Here is a 1,930-nt window from a genome sequence, read left to right as displayed (position 1 = left end):
TGGTGGACAACCTTAGTTGTCTGACAGACAACTGTCAATAATCTAAAAAGTCTTATTTCTCAGGGGCTAGAGTGCTAAAATGCACTAACGTATCCATGTATCTTAAATAGATTAAGCGGAACGAAGCTAGTCGCTTCGTAAAATAGCTTAAAAAAATGGTGCATGTGATAACGGCAGAGATGCTGTTTCCGAGGACTGACCTACTGGACAGCCCGCAGGACGGCAGCACTGCCGGTTTTCGATTTACCTATAACCATCGAAAACAAGTCCCAATTTTGAGACAACTTTTTAATCAACAAACGTATGTGAAAACGCTTAAGATTATGAGTTTTATGGGTAATCATCGTTTTAATGAAAAACAGCAAAAAAACAGTCTAAAAATTTAAGCTAAACCGCGTGTGTGCTGACACTTACAAGTGCAAAAAATGTTACATGTGATGTTACATTACGAACTACATTTTATGTTACATCGACCTACATGAGATATTTAAATAAAAACTAGATTGGGGAGACTGTGAAATGAAGAAAACAGAAAAAAAATCACAGGATTCTGATCAGCAGAATGAAAAATCACTGACTGAAAGAGTAGCAGAGATACAAGCCAAAATTAAAAGCCTTAGAGGGGATAATCGTGTTCCTTTCGATGAAAAGGCTTTTATGGATGAAGGGTGGGAGCTCTAATGCCCCTCATAGCTCCATAAATCGCCGTGTGAGCGTTTTTATCATATTCAATGTAGTCAACAGGCTCGAACGACATAACGCCCCCTACAGCGCAATTTAAAGGCGCGGGGACGTTATGTCTTGCGTTGCGACTTTTGTCCTGTGTTCATAGGCAGGATACGTAATTTTGTGGTACAAAATTAAATTCATCAAAAAGCACTGTCGAATAGGCACAAAAACACCGCGCCCCAAAATCGCGCTGTAGGTGATTTTTGTGCCGGCTGTTTTTCTGAAACGTCTGTGTAGCAGGAAATGCAACTTGTCAGCGTTACACCTAAAAAACTCAAAAAAAAGCCCTCAAACGAGGGCTTTAGAAGTCAAAGAATTATAAAATTCTGTAGCTCATTAATCGGGCAGAATAAGAGCTGTTATTCAGGCGATAAACCGCCGTCGATAACGTCCAGACGGAAGCGCTCAACAGCTTTAGCGTGGTTATTTACATTCCCACGAAAAGCTCCTTCAGGTGTTACAGTTATAACTTTTACTCGACCACGTTTAACGCGATGAATTGCACCAACTTTTTCAAGCAAATCTAATGCTCTTGCCATTTGTGCTTTGTCAGTTCGCATTGTCTCGCAGAGATCTGCGGCCGTTTTGGTGCATTCGTAACTTTGCCAGCCAAGATTACGGCAGATTTGCCATAGAACGGCCTGAGCGTGATATGCTTGCGCTGTGGTCTTAGCGGATTCAAATAGCCGTTCAGTAACGGCGTCCTGGTACTGGAAAGCAATGGACACGTTACCACCTCCAAAGAAGTCAAATTCAAGTTGCTGGGTAGAACTTAGTTCTTTCGCTGCCTGCGCTGCTTTACGGGCTTGCATAGCACGTTCTGGGCTACTTTCCTGCAATGCTTGTTGATCCAGTAGCAGAGCCGCTTGATCGTAAATACCACGCTTCCTCATAGCCTTTTCAGTTAGGCTTATTGGTGGGTTTGGATTATGACGTTGACGTGGCTGGGCAGCACCAACAATCACGCCAATTGATTGGACGGGAGCCCCAACTCTACGCTGGGCGGCCTGTGTGACCTTTGCAGCTGCGATATCTTCATTTGAGATACCGAGCTCCCTTAGCTCTCGAAATGATAATCTTGTCATCAATCTGCCCTTATAGTTGACTGGTGGACAACCTTAGTTGTCTGACAGACAACTGTCAATAATCTAAAAAGTCTTATTTCTCAGGGGCTAGAGTGCTAAAATGCACTAACGTATCC

2 protein-coding genes are annotated in these 1,930 nt (G+C 42.9%); one reads left to right on the top strand and one right to left on the bottom strand.

Features of this window, described 5'->3' with window-relative positions:
• The first annotated feature begins 519 nt into the window (after positions 1–519).
• A complete protein-coding gene (locus ACFW6A_RS39125) occupies positions 520–681 on the top strand; it encodes a hypothetical protein (RefSeq protein WP_376936199.1) in 162 nt (53 codons plus the stop codon).
• 407 nt (positions 682–1,088) lie between these two features.
• Here the strand turns inward: ACFW6A_RS39125 and ACFW6A_RS39120 are convergent, their stop codons facing one another.
• Positions 1,089–1,814: a hypothetical protein gene (locus ACFW6A_RS39120; protein WP_376936198.1), complete on the bottom strand. Its 726-nt coding sequence runs from the start codon at positions 1,812–1,814 to the stop codon at positions 1,089–1,091.
• Positions 1,815–1,930 lie beyond the last annotated feature (116 nt).

Origin of the sequence: Streptomyces sp. NPDC058758, from assembly GCF_042746075.1 — a bacterium.
GTDB lineage: Bacteria > Actinomycetota > Actinomycetes > Streptomycetales > Streptomycetaceae > Streptomyces.
This window is presented reverse-complemented; position numbering and strand designations above follow the sequence as displayed.